The organism is Anaeromyxobacter soli (assembly GCF_022808855.1).
GTDB classification, from domain to species: Bacteria; Myxococcota; Myxococcia; order Myxococcales; family Anaeromyxobacteraceae; genus Anaeromyxobacter; species Anaeromyxobacter soli.
In genome coordinates, this window is sequence record NZ_JAKZLF010000001.1 from 397,775 (window position 1) to 413,336 (window position 15,562).

At 71.2% G+C, this 15,562-nt stretch carries 17 protein-coding genes; 2 read left to right on the top strand and 15 right to left on the bottom strand.

The window, feature by feature from the left end; all coding sequences use genetic code 11:
- Positions 1–27: 27 nt before the first annotated feature.
- From MLV88_RS01705 to MLV88_RS01765, 13 genes are all read right to left on the bottom strand, one after another.
- Positions 28–660, bottom strand: coding sequence for a LysE family translocator (locus tag MLV88_RS01705; RefSeq protein WP_242333675.1), 633 nt, complete (start codon positions 658–660; stop codon positions 28–30).
- Between the two features lie 13 nt (positions 661–673).
- Entirely contained in the window at positions 674–988 is a 315-nt protein-coding gene (locus tag MLV88_RS01710; RefSeq protein ID WP_242333678.1) for an AzlD domain-containing protein, read from the bottom strand.
- Complete coding sequence (locus tag MLV88_RS01715) at positions 985–1,701, bottom strand: AzlC family ABC transporter permease (protein ID WP_242333681.1); 717 nt, start codon at positions 1,699–1,701, stop codon at positions 985–987. Before MLV88_RS01715 ends, MLV88_RS01710 begins: the two co-directional genes overlap by 4 nt.
- A 55-nt stretch (positions 1,702–1,756) precedes the next feature.
- Entirely contained in the window at positions 1,757–2,479 is a 723-nt protein-coding gene (locus MLV88_RS01720) for an ABC transporter ATP-binding protein (protein ID WP_242333684.1), read from the bottom strand.
- The gene (locus tag MLV88_RS01725) at positions 2,476–3,285 is read right to left on the bottom strand and encodes an ABC transporter ATP-binding protein (protein WP_242333687.1); all 810 of its coding nucleotides are present in this window, start codon (positions 3,283–3,285) and stop codon (positions 2,476–2,478) included. The genes MLV88_RS01720 and MLV88_RS01725 overlap by 4 nt, the downstream gene beginning before the upstream one ends.
- Complete coding sequence (locus MLV88_RS01730; RefSeq protein WP_242333690.1) at positions 3,282–4,328, bottom strand: branched-chain amino acid ABC transporter permease; 1,047 nt, start codon at positions 4,326–4,328, stop codon at positions 3,282–3,284. The genes MLV88_RS01725 and MLV88_RS01730 overlap by 4 nt, the downstream gene beginning before the upstream one ends.
- Complete coding sequence (locus tag MLV88_RS01735; protein WP_242333693.1) at positions 4,328–5,263, bottom strand: branched-chain amino acid ABC transporter permease; 936 nt, start codon at positions 5,261–5,263, stop codon at positions 4,328–4,330. Before MLV88_RS01735 ends, MLV88_RS01730 begins: the two co-directional genes overlap by 1 nt.
- An 89-nt stretch (positions 5,264–5,352) precedes the next feature.
- On the bottom strand, positions 5,353–6,531 hold the full coding sequence (locus tag MLV88_RS01740) for an ABC transporter substrate-binding protein (RefSeq protein ID WP_242333696.1): 1,179 nt from the start codon (positions 6,529–6,531) through the stop codon (positions 5,353–5,355).
- Between the two features lie 228 nt (positions 6,532–6,759).
- On the bottom strand, positions 6,760–8,001 hold the full coding sequence (locus MLV88_RS01745) for a DcaP family trimeric outer membrane transporter (RefSeq protein WP_242333699.1): 1,242 nt from the start codon (positions 7,999–8,001) through the stop codon (positions 6,760–6,762).
- A 208-nt stretch (positions 8,002–8,209) separates the two neighbouring features.
- Complete coding sequence (locus MLV88_RS01750) at positions 8,210–9,130, bottom strand: DMT family transporter (protein WP_374109394.1); 921 nt, start codon at positions 9,128–9,130, stop codon at positions 8,210–8,212.
- A gap of 104 nt (positions 9,131–9,234) precedes the next feature.
- Positions 9,235–9,972, bottom strand: a complete 738-nt coding sequence (locus MLV88_RS01755; protein ID WP_242333705.1) for an amino acid ABC transporter ATP-binding protein — start codon at positions 9,970–9,972, stop codon at positions 9,235–9,237.
- Entirely contained in the window at positions 9,969–10,685 is a 717-nt protein-coding gene (locus MLV88_RS01760) for an amino acid ABC transporter permease (protein ID WP_242353518.1), read from the bottom strand. The genes MLV88_RS01755 and MLV88_RS01760 overlap by 4 nt, the downstream gene beginning before the upstream one ends.
- 30 nt (positions 10,686–10,715) lie before the next feature.
- Complete coding sequence (locus MLV88_RS01765; protein ID WP_242333711.1) at positions 10,716–11,495, bottom strand: transporter substrate-binding domain-containing protein; 780 nt, start codon at positions 11,493–11,495, stop codon at positions 10,716–10,718.
- 166 nt (positions 11,496–11,661) lie between these two features.
- On the opposite strand from MLV88_RS01765, the gene MLV88_RS01770 reads away from it, so the two are divergent.
- Positions 11,662–12,717, top strand: coding sequence for a methionine ABC transporter ATP-binding protein (locus MLV88_RS01770; RefSeq protein ID WP_242333714.1), 1,056 nt, complete (start codon positions 11,662–11,664; stop codon positions 12,715–12,717).
- Positions 12,686–13,363 (top strand): methionine ABC transporter permease, encoded by a 678-nt coding sequence (locus MLV88_RS01775; RefSeq protein WP_242333717.1) that lies wholly within the window; start codon positions 12,686–12,688, stop codon positions 13,361–13,363. The genes MLV88_RS01770 and MLV88_RS01775 overlap by 32 nt, the downstream gene beginning before the upstream one ends.
- 101 nt (positions 13,364–13,464) lie before the next feature.
- Here the strand turns inward: MLV88_RS01775 and MLV88_RS01780 are convergent, their stop codons facing one another.
- Both MLV88_RS01780 and MLV88_RS01785 read right to left on the bottom strand, forming a co-directional pair.
- The gene (locus MLV88_RS01780) at positions 13,465–14,259 is read right to left on the bottom strand and encodes a MetQ/NlpA family ABC transporter substrate-binding protein (RefSeq protein WP_242360021.1); all 795 of its coding nucleotides are present in this window, start codon (positions 14,257–14,259) and stop codon (positions 13,465–13,467) included.
- Positions 14,260–14,377: 118 nt separating this feature from the next.
- Complete coding sequence (locus MLV88_RS01785; protein ID WP_242360020.1) at positions 14,378–15,538, bottom strand: benzoate/H(+) symporter BenE family transporter; 1,161 nt, start codon at positions 15,536–15,538, stop codon at positions 14,378–14,380.
- Positions 15,539–15,562 lie beyond the last annotated feature (24 nt).

Consider the following 15,562-nt stretch of genomic DNA (forward strand, 5'->3'; position numbering starts at 1 on the left):
CGGGCTCGGCCCAGGCGAGCAACGCCGTCACCGCGCGAGCGCGCTCAGCGCGCCGAGGCCCACGTAGATCGCGCCGCTCAGGTAGCGCTCCCTGCGCGCGAACGCGGGGTTCCGGCGCAACCAGCCCCCGAGCCCACCGGCGACGAGCACGTAGCCGCTGTCGGTGACGACGGCGAGCGCCACGAAGAGGAGGCCCAGGGCCAGGACCTGCGCCGCCATCGACGCGCGCGCGGGATCCGCGAACTGGGGCAGGAAGGCGAGGAAGAAGAGCGCCGTCTTGGGGTTGAGCGCGGCCACCAGGAAGCCCTGGCGGAGGATCGAGCGCGGCGCGGCGGGCGCCGCCCCTGCGTCCGCGGCCCCCAGCGAACCGCCGCGGTCGAGCACCCGGCGAACGCCGAGGAGCACGAGGTAGGCGGCCCCGAGGTACCTCACGAAGGAGAAGGCCACCGGCGACGACGCGAGCAGCGCCGCCAGGCCGAGCGCGGCCGCGGCGGCGTGGACGGTGTTCCCGAGCCCCACCCCCAGCACCGACAGGAACCCGGCGCGCCGGCCGAGGCTCATGCTGCGCGCCACGATGAACAGCACCGCCGGGCCGGGCGTGAGCGTGAGGGCGAGCGTGGCGGCGACGAAGAGCGCGAGCTTCTGCGGGGGGATGACCATCGCGGCGCGCTCGTCAGGCCAGGGCCTGCAGGGTCCACAGCACCGCCATCCCGACCGCGATGGTGAGGACCACGTTCCGCGTGCGCCACGCGACGAGGGCCGCGACGACGCCCGCCACGAGCCGGAGGTTCCCGGGGCGCAGGTCGAGCGCGCCGTCGCGCACGAGCAGCTCCGGGAAGACGATCGCCGAGAGCACGGCGGGCGGGACGAAGCGCAGCGCGTGGGTGACGATGGGCGGCAGCTCCACCTTCCCGAGGAGCAGGATGAAGGAGAGCCGGATCGCGAAGGTGACGAGCCCGGCGACGGCGAGGGCGGGCAGCCAGCTCATGCCCGCCTCGCGTCCACGAACAGCCCGACGAGGATCCCCACCAGCGCGGCGAGCACCAGGCCGAGCTTGTAGGGCAGCCCCACCACCATGACCGCGAGGAGGCCGGCGGCGATCGCGGCGGCGGCGGCCGCCACGTCCTTCAGCGCCGGGATGACGAGCGCGATGAAGGTGAGGGCGAGGGTGAAGTCGAGCGACCAGCTCCGCGGCACGGCCGCGCCGAGGAACACCCCCGCGGCGGTGCTGGCCTGCCAGGCGGCCCAGAGGGTCACGCCGGCCCCGAGGAAGTACCAGTGGAGGTGCGGCGCGACGTCGGGCCGGTCGCCGTCGCGCGCGTAGCGCGAGGCCGCGACGGCGTAGGCCTCGTCGGTGAGGAGGTAGGCGAGGAGCACCTTCCAGCCGGTCCCGAGGTGCTTGAGGCGCGGCGCGACCGAGGCGCTGTACAGCGCGTGGCGCAGGTTCACGACGAACACCGTCACGACGAGGACCACCGCCGGCGTGCCCTCGCGGATGAGCTGCGTCGCGATGAACTGCGCCGACCCGGCGAACACCACCGACGACATCGCCTGGGCGGTGAGCGCGGGGAGCCCCGCGCCGAGCGCGAGCAGGCCGTAGATCATCCCGAAGGGCGCGACGCCGAGCAGGATGGGGAGCTCGTCGCGGCAGCCGGCCAGGAACTCCCGGCCCTGCGCCGAGCGTGGTGAGGCGATGGACATCCCCGGAAGATAGCCTCCCGGCGCGCGCGTGGACACACCGCGCGCGCGTGGCCCGTCACTCCCCGAGATACGCCTTGCGGACCTCCGGCGAGGCGAGCAGCTCCTTGCCGGTCCCCTGCATCACGACGTTGCCGGTCTCGAGCACGTAGGCCCGGTGCGCGAGCTGGAGCGCCTTGTGGGCGTTCTGCTCGACGAGGAGCAGCGAGACGCCGGAGGCGTTCACCTCGCGCAGCACGCTGAAGATGCGCTCGACGACCTGCGGCGCGAGCCCCAGGGACGGCTCGTCGAGCAGCATCAGCTTGGGCCGGCTCATGAGCGCGCGGGCGACGGCCAGCATCTGCTGCTCGCCGCCCGAGAGCGTGCCCGCCACCTGGTTGCGGCGCTCGGCGAGGATGGGGAAGAGCGAGAACTGCCGCTCGGCGTCCTGGGCGATCCCGGCCCGGTCGCTCCGGAGGTACGCGCCGAGGTCGAGGTTCTCGCGCACCGTGAGGTTGAGGAAGATCCCCCGCCCCTCCGGCGCGTGGGCCATGCCGCGCGCCACGAGCGCGTGCGAGGGGAGCCGCGTGACGTCCTCCCCCTTGAAGTGGATCGCGCCGGTGCTCGGCTTGAGCATCTTCGACACGGCGCGGAGGGTGGTGGTCTTGCCCGCGCCGTTCGCGCCGATGAGCGCCACGACCTGGCCCTGCGAGACCTCGAGGGAGACCCCGCGCAGCGCCTCGATGGCGCCGTAGTGGACCCGCAGGTCCTTCACCTGGAGGATGAGGCCGTCGCCGCTCATCGCGCGCCCTCCGGGGTGATCGCGATGTGCTTCTCCTCGAGGTACGCGTCGCCGAGGTAGGCCTCGATCACCTTCGGGTTCTTCCGGATGGCCTCGGGCTTGCCCTGCGCGATGGTCACGCCGTGGTCGAGCACGAGGAGCCGCTCGGAGACGCCCATCACGAGCCGCATGTCGTGCTCGATGACGAGGATCGAGATGCCGAACCGATCGCGGATGTTGCGGATGAGCTGCATGAGCTCGACCTTCTCGGCGGCGTTCATGCCGGCCGCCGGCTCGTCGAGGCAGAGCACCTTCGGGCCGGTCGCGAGCGCCCGGGCGATCTCCAGCCGGCGCTGCTCGCCGTAGGGCAGGTTGCGGGAGATCTCGTCGCGCCGGTGCGAGAGCCCCATCACCTTCAGGTACTCCTCGGCGCGGGAGAGGATGCGGGACTCCTCGGTGCGGTGGCGCGCGGTGAGGAACAGCGCGTCGAAGAAGCCGCTCGTCGCCCGCGCGTGGCAGGCGACCCGGACGTTGTCGAGCGCGGTGAGCTGCTTGTAGAGGCGGATGTTCTGGAAGGTGCGGGCGACGCCCTTCCCGCAGATCTCGTGCGGGCGCTGGGCGTTCACGAGCTCGCCGGACACCCGGACCTCGCCCTCGCTGGGCGTGTAGACGCCGGTGATGGCGTTGAAGGCGGTGGTCTTGCCGGCGCCGTTCGGGCCGATGAGGCCGACGAGCTCGCCGGGCTCCATCACCAGGCTGAACTCGGAGAGGGCCTTGAGCCCCCCGAACCGCATGGTGACCGACTTCGCCTCGAGGGGCGCGCTCATACGACCCCCTTGGTCGAGTCGTCGCGGACCTCGGTCGGCGAGGCGCCGGCGGGTCCCGTCGCGGCGAGCTGCCGGGTCCGGAACAGCCGGCGGACGATGGCGAGGTCCCAGATCTCCCGCGTCCCGAAGATCCCCTGGGGGCGGAGCAGCATGAGCGCGATGAGGAGGATCGCGTAGACGACCATGCGGTAGGCCTGGAACTCGCGGAGCAGCTCCAGCGCGATGGTGAGGGTGCAGGCGGCGACGATCGAGCCCGTGATGGAGCCGAGGCCGCCGAGCACCACCATCACCACCACCTCGATGGAGCGGACGAAGGTGAACATGCGCGGCGTGGCGAGCAGGATGGCGTGCGAGATGAGCGCGCCGGCGAGGCCGGCGTACGCGGCCGAGATGACGAACGCCCGCACCTTGTAGCCGGTCGTGTCCACGCCCATCGCCTCGGCCGCGACCTCGTCCTCGCGGATGGCGAAGAGCGCCCGGCCCTGGGTCGAGACCGCGAGCCGGCGCGCCATCACCACCGTGGCGATGGCCGAGACGCCCACCCACACGAGGTTGGTCCGCGGGGGCAGGCCGGAGAGGCCCGTCGCCTGCCCGAGGGTCTTCATGTTCTCGATGACGGAGCGGATGATCTCGCCGAACCCCAGCGTGACGATGGCGAGGTAGTCGCCGCGCAGGCGCAGGGAGGGCATGCCCACCAGGAAGCCGGCGAGCGCCGCGGTGGCCATGCCCGCGCTGAGCGCCAGGGCGAAGATGGCCTGATCGGAGAAGGCCTGCGGGACGAAGGGGAGGTCCACGCCCACGAGCCCGGTGGTGATCTTCGCGGCGGTGTACGCGCCCACCGCCATGAACCCGGCGTGCCCGAGCGAGAACTGCCCGGTGAAGCCGTTCACCACGTTGAGCGAGACCGCCAGCACGACGTTCACGCCGACGCTCACCAGGATGAGCGCGTAGTCGGGCGGCGTCACCGACTGGATGGCGAAGAGGACGGGCAGCCCCAGGAGGAAGGGCAGGATCGACCGGAACACTGCCTTCGCGCGCGCCACTATACCTTCTCCACGGTGACGCGGCCGAAGAGGCCGGCTGGGCGGATCAGCAGCACGAGGATGAGCACCGTGAACGCGATGGCGTCGCGGTAGGACGAGTCCGTGTAGCCGGCGACGTACTCCTCGGTGAGCCCGAGCAGGAGCCCGCCCGCCATGGCGCCGGGGACGCTCCCGATGCCTCCCAGCACCGCCGCCACGAACGCCTTGAGCCCGGAGATGAGGCCGAAGAGCGGCTCGATCTTGGGGCGCGAGGAGGCGTTGATGATGCCGGCCGCCGCGGCGAGCGCGCTGCCCAGCATGAAGGTCCAGGAGATGATCCGGTTCACGGGGATCCCCATGAGGCCGGCGACCTGCGGATCGAAGGAGACGGCGCGCATCGCGGTGCCGAAGCGCGTGCGGTAGACGATGAACTGGAGCACGAGCATCAGCCCGAGCGCGACCCCGAGCCCGAGCAGATCGATCTTGGGCATCGTCGCGCCGAGGACCTCGATGGAGCGCTCGCCGCCGAAGTCGATGAGCGGCGGGAAGAAGCGCGGGCTCGGGCCGGGCGGGAACTGCACCGGGGTGCGGATCCAGGGCGACAGCTGGAACCCGTACTCGAGCAGGAACGAGACGCCGATGGCCGTGATGAGCGCGGTCAGCCGCGCCCGGTGGCGGAGCGGCCGGTAGGCGAAGCGCTCGATCACGAACCCGAGCAGCGCGCACGCGATCATCGCGCCCAGGGTGACGTACGCCGCCCGGAAGAACGACGGCTCGCCTCCCCCGCCGACGATCCCCAGGTAGTAGCCCGAGAACGCGCCCACCATGTAGACGTCGCCGTGGGCGAAGTTGATGAGCTTCAGGACGCCGTACACCATCGTGTAGCCGAGCGCGATCAGGGCGTAGATCGTCCCGACGGAGAGGCCGTTCACGAAGTGCTGAAGGAACTCGGTCACGCGGGCCACCCGGGGAAATGGGGTGCGACACCATAGAGAAGGGAAGGGGCCTCGATCAACCCCTCCCCTTCTCTACGGAAGGCGGAGCCCTACGGCTCGACGGTCGTGACGTACTTCGGGGTGTTCTTCTCGATGCCGATCACGACGGCCGACTTCACGGCGTTGTGATCCGCGTCGAGCGTGATGTTGCCCGCCACGCCGTGGAAGCCCTTCGTCTGCTCGATGGCGTCGCGGATCGAAGGGCCCGTGAGGTCCTTGGCGCGGTTCATGGAGTCGATGGCGACGAGGGCCGCGTCGTATCCGAGGGCGGCGAGCGCGTCCGGCACGGAGCCGTAGGTGTCCTTGTACTTCTTCACGAAGTTCTGGACCCGCGGGTCCGGGTTCTCGTGGGTGTAATGGTTCGAGAAGTACGAGCCGTCGAGCGCGCCCTGGGCGATCTCGTACAGCTTGGCCGAGTCCCAGCCGTCGCCGCCGGCGAGGGGACCCTTGAATCCCAGCTCGCGGGCCTGGCGGCCGATGAGCGCGACGTCGGTGTAGTAGGCGGGGACGTAGATGAGCTGGGGGTTCTTGTTCTTGATGGCGGTGAGCTGGGCCTTGAAGTCCTGGTCACCGGCCTTGAAGCTCTGGTCGCTCACGACCTCGCCGCCGAGCTCCTTGAACTTGGCGGAGAAGTAGTCGGCGAGGCCGACCGAGTAGTCGTTCCCGACGTCGCGGAGGATGGCCACCCGCTTCAGCTTCAGGTTCTCGTGGGCGAACTTCGCCATCACGGTGCCCTGGAACGGATCGATGAAGCAGACGCGGAAGACGTAGGGCCGCGTCTTCGTGCCGTCCTTCGTGACGCGCGGGTTCGTCGAGGTGGGGGAGATCTGCGGGACCTTGTTGGTGTCCGCGATCGGCGCGATCGCGAGCGAGCGGCTGGAGGCCACCTCGCCGAGGAGCACCGCGACCTTGTCCTGCACGATGAGGCGCGTCGCGGCGACCGCGGCCTCCTCGGGCTTGCCCTGGTCGTCATACGTCTTGAGCGCGAGCTTCTTGCCCTTCACGCCGCCGTTCGCGTTCGCCTCGGCGATCGCGAGCTTGATGGCGTTGTCCGTCGACTCGCCGAACGTCGCCTGCTCGCCGGTGAGGGACGCGACGTGCCCGATGAGGATCGTGTCCGACGGTGCCGCCGCCTGCTGCTGACCCGCAGCGGCGGGTTCCTGCTTCTTCTCGCAACCGGCTACGGCCAGGACCAGTGCCGAAACCGCCAACGCTCGCGCGAAACGCATGGGAGCCTCCAGGGGTGAAGAAACGGAAGCTTCCGTCATACAGAACGCATTTGTCATGGGCAATGTGCAACGCGCTTCCCGGCCCGCGGCGCCGTCCCGGGCGGTGCTCGTTTCGCGGGCACCCTCCTCACCCCCGGTTCTTTGCGCACCGCGCCGAGGTGACGACGAAAACGAGGGGGGCGGCGGCCTCGCTCGGCCACCGCCCCCCTCGGAAACCACCCGCCCCGCCTAGAAGAAGGTGTAGCGAGCGAGCGCGTTGACGCGGTGCTGCGTGCCCACGTCGTTGGACGGATCGGCGAGGGCCGCGGCGAAGACGGTCCGGCGGCCGTACGCGTACTCGAGGCCGAGCTCGACGTTCTTCACCGGGCTGTAGAACGAGTTCACGTAGCCGGCGTCGATGCGCTTGTTCGACAGGGGATCGCCCAGCTCGGCCGCGAGCGCGTCGTCCTTGTCGAAGAACGTCTGGGTCCAGATGAGGTTCGAGCGGAAGGTGGGCGACCAGTTGTGGGTGAGGCCCACGTGGTACGCGACCGCGCTCCACATCTCGATGTCGTTCCCCACGAACGCGGCGCCCTGGAACAGCGTCGTGAACATGTAGCGGCCGATGCCGTCGCCGCCCTGGACCGACCACACCACGCTGTCCAGCTTGCCGAGCTTCACGCTGCCGGAGACGCCGGCGCCCCAGGCCCAGCGGCTGTCGTGCACGCCGGCCGCGGTGCGGCCCTGGTACTCGAAGGTCACGGCGCGCAGGTTCAGGTGGCCGAGCGAGAACGGGACCGTGAGGTTCGCGGAGACGTCCGGGTAGCGGTCGAACTCGCGCCCGACGGTGAGCGTCCCGGGAGCCTTCTCCGTGTTGAGCACCAGGCTCTGCGGGTTCTCGAGGGCGACCGCGAGGGTCGGCCCGCCGAAGTTGGCGGTGTAGCGGACGCCGGGCGAGCGGGTCAGCGCGAACGCGCCGTGCGGGTTGAAGTCCACGGTGTCGGGGAGCGACCCGAGATCCATGAAGTTGGCCCAGGTCTGGCCGACCAGGAAACCGGCGTACTCGCCGTAGGCGTGGCGGATGCGGAAGTTCGTGCCGTTGGTGGTCGCCTCGGTGGAGTAGTTGAAGGCGGACGGCGAGTTGAAGTCGCCCTCGACGCGGACCACGAGGTTGCCGTGGTCGGTCGGCGTGGTGGTGGTGAGGCCGACGCGCGACGTGCGGGCGGTCACGTACAGGCGGTCCTTGTCGCGCTCGCCGCGGTCGAGCGGCTGGAACTCGAGGAAGGACGCCCAGTCGTCGCCGCGGATGTCCTCGTCGGCGCCGCTGAAGTCGTAGGTGGCGTCGAGCTCGACGAAGCCGTTGAGCTTGAGCGTGGTGTTGGTGCCGGGGATCTTGAACTCACCGGGCTTCGCGTCCTGGGCGTGGCCGGCGGCGGGCATGGCGAGCGCCGCGCTCACCAGGGCGATCGCCCTGAGCTTCGAGAAGTTCATCGTGCCTCCATTACGTTGGGTGATGCACCTCAGTACCGGGCTGCAGAGTGCGCGGCATTGAAGCACAATCGGAGGCTCCCGTTCACCCGCCTCGCGCTTTTTTCTCGAGGGCAAGCAACCGCGCGTCACGACGACGACGCGCCGCGCAAGTGAAAGCCGAGGGTTGCGTGCGATCAAGGACGGCGCGTCAGCGCGCCGCGACCCGGCCTCACGCCTGTCCGGCGGAGCCCGGCGCCATCGGGGACGCCGAGGAGGCGGCGGCGCGCACCGGCGCTCCGGTCGCGAGCCAGGAGCCGGCGAGGATGAGCAAGAACCCGATGACCGTGCCCGCCGTCAGCGGCTCACCCAGCACGGCGACCCCCGCGGCTACGGCGACCGCCGGATTGACGTACGCGACCACGGTGGCCCGCACCGGCCCGACCTCGGCGATGAGCCGGAAGAAGAGCACGAAGGCGAGCGCCGTGCAGAGCACCCCGAGCACGACCACCGAGAGGATCGCCTCGATCGACGGCAGCGCGGCGGGGAGCTGGGCGATCCCGAACGGCGCGTACCCCACGGCGCCCAGCACGAGCGACACCGCCACCACGTCCAGGGTCCGCACGTCGGTGAGGCGCCGGGACACGACCATGGGGCCCACCGCGTAGCCGATCACCACGAGCACCATCTCGCCCACCGCGCGCAGGTCTCCCCCGCGCACGTCGAGGCCGAGCAGCGCGACCACGCCCGCGAGCCCGACCCAGAGCCCGGCGAGACGGCGTCCTCCGAGCGGCTCGGGGACCCCGCTCAGGCGGGCCAGCACGACGCCGACCAGCGGCACCGACGCGACGAGGAGGCCCGCGAGGGAGCTCGGCAGGTGGCGCTCGGCGTCGGAGAGCAGGAGCCACGGGACCGCGAGCTCCGCCACGGTGAACAGCACGATGGGGCGCCAGCGCGGCAGGAGGGCGCGCAGGTCGCCCCGGGAGAGGAGCACCACCGGCAGGAGGACGAGCGCGCCGATGGCGGTGCGCAGGAAGACGAGGCTCGCCGGGGTGATCTCCCGGACCGCGACCTTGATGAGCAGGTACGGGATCCCCCAGATCACGCACAGCGCGACGAACAGCAGCCAGCCTCGACGGGACAAGGGTGCCACCCTCCTCGCCTCCGGGACCCCGGACGCTCGAGGCACGTGTACCGGAATCCGGGCCTCGACGCTCGCGCGGAGATGCACGGGGCCCGTGCACGGATGCACGCCCGTCAGGTCCGCTTGACCCGCTGCAGGAACTGCCGCGTCCGCTCGTGGCGCGTGCGCTGGAAGACGTCCTCGGCCGCGCCCTCCTCCACGATGCGCCCCTCGTCCATGAAGATCACGCGCTGGGCGACCTCGCGCGCGAAGCCCATCTCGTGGGTGACGACGAGCATCGTCACGCCGTCGCGGGCGAGGCCGCGCATCACGTCGAGGACCTCGCCCACGAGCTCCGGGTCGAGCGCCGAGGTCGGCTCGTCGAAGAGGATGACGTCGGGCTCGAGCGCGAGCGCCCGGGCGATGCCGACCCGCTGCTGCTGGCCGCCGGAGAGCTGGGACGGGAAGTAGGAGAGCCGGTTCGAGAGACCGACGCGCGCGAGGACCCGCTCGCTCGCGGCGCGGGCCTCGGCGCGCGGGAGCTTCCTCACCACGAGGAGCCCCTCCATCACGTTCTCGAGCGCGGTCTTGTTGCGGAACAGGTGGTAGTGCTGGAACACCATGGCGGTCCGCCGCCGCAGCGCCGCCGCCTCCGCCTTCGTGGCCCGGTGGGCGTCCACGGTGAGATCGCCGACGCGGATCGTCCCGCCGTCCGGGCGCTCGAGGAAGTTCACGCAGCGCAGCAGCGTGGACTTGCCGGAGCCGCTCGGCCCGAGGATGACGACGGACTCGCCCTCGTGGACCTCGAGGCTCACGCCCCGCAGGGCTGGCACGCCGTTGAACGCCTTCGTGACGTCGCGGAGCTCGATCATGCCGGCGAGAGCCCCTCGTACCGCCTCACCCGGCGCTCCAGCACCGCCATGCCCCGCTCGATGCCGATGCAGATGACCCAGTAGACGAGCGCGGCCACCAGGTAGACCTCGAAGAACTGCAGCCCGCGCGCCGCCTGGATCTTCGCCTCCCCCATGAGCTCCACCACCGACACGAGGAAGGCGAGCGAGGTGTCCTTGAGCAGCGCGATGACGGTGTTCCCGAGGCTCGGCAGGGCGATGGTGAGCGCCTGGGGGAGCACGATCCGGCGCATGCCTTGCCAGCGCGTCATCCCCACCGAGAGCGCCGCCTCCATCTGCCCCCGGTCGATCGCCTCGATCGCCGCGCGGAAGGTCTCGGAGGCGTAGGCCCCGACGTTCAGCGTGAACGCGAGGTAGATGAAGGCGATGGCCGGGATGCTGCTCACGTCGAGGGACCAGCCGTAGCGGTCGCCGAGGTGGTTCAGCACCTTCGGCAGGCCGTAGTAGGCGAGGTAGATCTGCACGAGGAGCGGCGTGCCGCGCATGAACGAGACGTAGAGCGCCGCCACGTGCCGGAGCACCGGGACGCGGGAGATCCGGACGAGGGCGGTGGCGAGCGCGAGCGGCAGCGCCAGGCTCATCGACACCACGGTCACGTTCAGGGTGACCGGCAGCGCCCGCAGGAGCGCGGGCACCACCGACACCATGAAGGGATAGTCGAGCAGCGGCTCCATGCCGGCGGCGTCCACGGGCGGGAGGGAGCGCTAGCGCGTGTAGTCGGCGCCGAACCACTTCACGGAGAGCTTCGCGAGCGTGCCGTCCCGCTTGGCCGCGGCGATGGCCGCGTCGAGGCGCTTCACGAGCGCCTCGCCCTCCGGCCCCTTGCGGACCACGAAGTGCGAGGGGACGAGCGCGAGCGGCGCCCCGACCAGCTTCACGGGGAGCGCGAGCTTCTTGACGTTGTACCCCACCGTCAGGCGGTCGTTCACGGTCGCGTCGAGGCGGCCCGCGACGATGTCCTGGAGGACGGTGGTGAGGGTCCCGTCGTAGTACTTGATGTCGATGGGCGGGGTGTGGCTCGCGTTGTAGGCCTCGAGCAGCTTGCTGTAGTTGCTGCCGACGCCGGTGCCGACCTTCAGGCCCGCGAGGCTCTCGAGCCCGGAGAACGTCCCGGCGCGCCCTTCCTTGACGATGATCTGTGCGCCGGAGACGAGGTAGTCGTCGGTGAAGAGGTACTTCTTCTCGCGCTCGGGCGTCTTGCCGATCTGGTTCGCGACCAGGTCGAACTTCCGCGAGTCGAGCCCGAGGAAGATGCTGTCCCACGGCGTCGGGGCGAACACCGGCTCGAGCCCGGCGCGCCGCGCGATCTCCCGGACGACCTCGACGTCGTAGCCGGTGAGCTTCCCGTCGGCGTCCTGGAACGTGAACGGAGCGTAAACACCCTCGGTGCCGACCTTGAGGGTCTGGGCCGGCGCCGCACGGGCGACGCCGGCGAGCGCGAGGAGTGCGGTGGCGAGGAGCGGGATCGTCCGGACGGCTCTCATGTGGGAGGTCTCCTTCCGTGATAACGGATGCTCATCCTATAGGGGAGATCGAGGCGCCGGGCAACGCGCCGATCGCCCCGCGGAGCCTGCCACGCCGGCCGGCCTCGCGCCGCGGGGGCTCCTCCAGTATAACGGACACCCCGCGTCCAGCCCCCCGCGAAGCACGATGATCGAGCTCCGAGACCTCACGAAGACCTTCCACGCCGAGGGCGGCCCCGTCCACGTCCTCAAGGGCGTCTCCCTCGCCATCCCCAGGGGCGAGGTGTTCGGCGTCATCGGCCGCAGCGGCGCCGGCAAGAGTACGCTCGTCCGCTGCATCAACCTCCTCGAGCGGCCCACGTCGGGTCGCGTGGTGGTCGAGGGCCGGGAGATCACCGCGCTCCGAGGCCGGGCCCTGCGCGAGGCGCGCCACGCGATCGGGATGATCTTCCAGCACTTCAACCTGCTCTCCTCGCGGACCGCCCTCGACAACGTCGCCCTCCCCCTCGAGCTCGCCGGCCGCTCGCGCGCGGACGCGCGCGCCGCCGCGGCGCCGCTCCTGGAGCTGGTCGGGCTCGCGGGCAAGCACGGCCGCTACCCCGCCGAGCTGTCCGGCGGGGAGAAGCAGCGGGTCGGCATCGCGCGGGCGCTCGCCTCGGAGCCGTCGGTGCTGCTCTGCGACGAGGCCACCTCGGCGCTCGACCCCGAGACCACGCAGGCGATCCTCACCCTGCTCCGCGACATCAACCGGAAGCTCGGGCTCACCATCGTCCTCATCACGCACGAGATGCCGGTCATCAAGGAGATCTGCGACCGGGTGGCGGTGCTGGAGCACGGCGAGATCGTGGAGCTCGGCCCCGTCTTCGACGTCTTCACCTCGCCGACCGCCGAGGTGACCCGGCGCTTCGTCCGCGACCTCGTGGACCGGGCCCTCCCGGCGAACCTCGTCGCGCGCCTGGCGGCGCCGCCCGAGGCCGGCGGCAACCCGGTGCTCCGGATCGTCTTCCGCGGGCCGTCGGCGAACACGCCCGTGATGGCCGAGGTCGTCCGCCGGTTCGGGATCCTGCTCAACATCCTGCAGGCGCAGGTCGACTACATCCAGGGTGAGCCGTACGGGAACATCATCGTCGAGGCGATCGGGCGCGCCGAGGACGTCGCGGCCTCCCTCGAGTTCATCCGCAGCAAGGACCTGAAGGTGGAGGTGCTCGGCCATGTCGCCGGCGATGCTCGGGCTGTTGCTTGACGCGTTCCTCGAGACCCTGCTCATGGTGGCCGTGTCGTCCACCCTGGCGGCGCTCGTCGGCGTGCCGCTGGGCGTCGTCCTGGTCGCCACGAGCCCCGGCCACATCCGGGAGCACCCCCTGCTGAACCGGGTGCTGGGCGCGGTGGTGAACGCCGGCCGCTCGACGCCGTTCATCATCCTGCTCGTGGCCATCATCCCGTTCACGCGGCTCCTCGTCGGCACCTCCATCGGCACGGCGGCGGCCATCGTGCCGCTGACGATCGCGGCCATCCCGTTCGTGGCCCGGCTCGCCGAGGCGGCGCTCCGCGAGGTGGACCCCGGCCTCATCGAGGCCGCGCAGGCCATGGGGGCCTCGCCGATGCAGATCGTGACGAAGGTCCTCGTCCCGGAGGCGCTCCCCGGCCTCGTCGCGGCCCTCACCATCACGGTCGTGAACCTGATCAGCTACTCGGCCATGGCCGGCGCCGTCGGCGGCGGCGGGCTCGGCGACCTCGGCATCCGCTACGGCTACCAGCGCTTCCTGCCGGAGGTCATGCTCGCGGTGGTGGTCGTCCTCATCGTGCTCGTGCAGGGGGTCCAGTCGGTCGGTGATCGCGTGGCGCAGCGGCTCAACAAGCGGCTCGTGCGCTCGCGGCCGAACGCCTAGGCGCCGCGGGGCGGAGGCGGTTCGGGCGCCTTCGACGAAGAGAGGCCCGCCCCAAACCCAGGGGACGGGCCTCGGCTCCGCCGGCGACGCTCCGCTCGGCCCTACCAGCCCGGGACCACGACGCCCGGCCACTTCGTGTCGATGAGCTTGCGCACCTCCGCCGAGTGGTAGGCGGCGACGAGCTTCTTCACCCACGGCTTGTCCTTGTCCGCCTGCCGCACGACGAGGAGGTTCACGTACGGCGAGTCCTTCGCCTCGCGGGCGATGGCGTCCTTGGCCGGGTCGAGCTTCCCCTGGATCGCGTAGTTCGTGTTGATGACGGCGGCGGACACGTCGGGGAGGAAGTTCGGGAGCTGGGCGGCGTCCGCCTCCACGATCTTCACGTTCTTCTTGTTCTCGACGATGTCGATCGCCGTCGGGGTGATGCCGCTGCCGGGGCGGAGCTTCAGGACCCCGTTCGCCTGCAGGAGCAGGAGCGCCCGGCCTCCGTTCGACGGATCGTTGGGGATGGCGATCTTGGCGCCCTGGGGCAGCTCCGCGAGCGACTTGATCTTGCGGGAGTACACGCCCATCGGGAAGACCACGCTCTTCGCCACGCCGACGAGCTTGTAGCCGCGCGCCTTCACCTGCTCGTCGAGGTACGGCTGGTGCTGGAACGAGTTGGCGTCCAGGTCGCCCTGGTCGAGCGCCGGGTTCTGCTGGGCGTAGTCCGAGAGCTCGATGACCTTGAGCTCGATGCCGTCCTTCGCGACGAGCGTCTTCACCAGCTCGGCGATCTCGGCGTGAGGCCCGTTCTCCACGCCGAGCTTGATGACCTGCCCCGCCGCAGCGGGGCGGGCGCCCAGCGCGCAGAGCGCGAGCACGGCGGCGGCGAGGGTGCGGATGGTGCGCTTCATGAGTTCCTCTCCTGGGCGGCCGGGGCCGCGCGTCGATGCGACCCCGTCTTCCTAAATGACGGACGTGCGTCCGGTCAAGCGGATAACGCCGGGGGGCTCCGCGCGCGGCTCCGCTCGGCTAACGGCGGAGCGCGAGGAGCGCGATCACGCCGGCCACGAGCCCCCAGAAGGCCGACCCGATCCCGAACAGCGAGACCCCGGAGGCGGTGACGAGGAACGTGAGGAGGGCCGGCTCCCGATCCGACTCGTCACGCACCGCCGCCGCGAGTCCAGCGCCGATCGTGTTCACGAGCGCGAGCCCCGCCACCGCCATCACGAGCTCCTTCGGGAACGCCGCGAACACGGCGCCCACCGTGGCGCCGAAGAGGCCGGTGAGCAGGTAGAAGCCGCCGGCGGCCACGGCGGCCACGTAGCGCCGGTCCTTGTCCGGGTGAGCCTCGTGCCCCATGCAGAGGGCCGCCGTGATCGCGGCGAGGTTGAACGTGTAGCCGCCGAAGGGCGCGAGGAGGACGGTGGTCGCGCCGGTCCAGCCGATGAGGGGCGACACCGGCGTGTCGCCGTACCCGGCCGCGCGCATCACGGCGACCCCCGTCACGTTCTGCGAGGCCATGGTGACGACGAAGAGCGGGATCGCCACGCCGACGAGGGCGCTCGTGCTGAAGGTCGGCGCCGTGAGCACCGGGCGCGTGAGCTCGAGGTGCACGCCCGACAGCCCGAGCAGCCCCAGGGCCGCCGCCACGGCGACGCCCACCGCGAGCACGCCCACCACCGCGTAGCGGGGCCAGAGCCTGCGGCCGACGAGGTAGGCCGCGACCATGGCGAGCGCGAGGCCGAGCTGCGTCCTCATCGCCACGAAGGTGTCCATCCCGAACCGGAGCAGGACCCCGGCCAGCATCCCGGCGGCGATCGGCATCGGGATGCGCGACATGCCGCGCTCGAACCAGCCGGTGACGCCGAAGAGGAGCAGGAGCGCCCCGCAGACGAGGAAGGCGCCGACGGCGGCCGACATCGGCAGGCCGGCCGCGCTGGTCGCGAGGAGCGCCGCCCCGGGCGTGGACCAGGCGGTGACCACCGGCACGCGGTAGCGCAGCGACAGGCCGATGCAGGTGAGCCCCATCCCCAGCCCGAGCGCCCACATCCAGGAGGCGATCTCCGCGGGGCCGGCCCCGCAGGCCCTCGCCGCCTGGAACACGATCACCGCGGAGCTGGTGTAGCCGACGAGGACCGTGACGAAGCCCGCCACGACGGCGGACGCCGAGAGATCGCGGAGGAAGCGCATGGCCCGGCAATGTAGCCCAGCGGC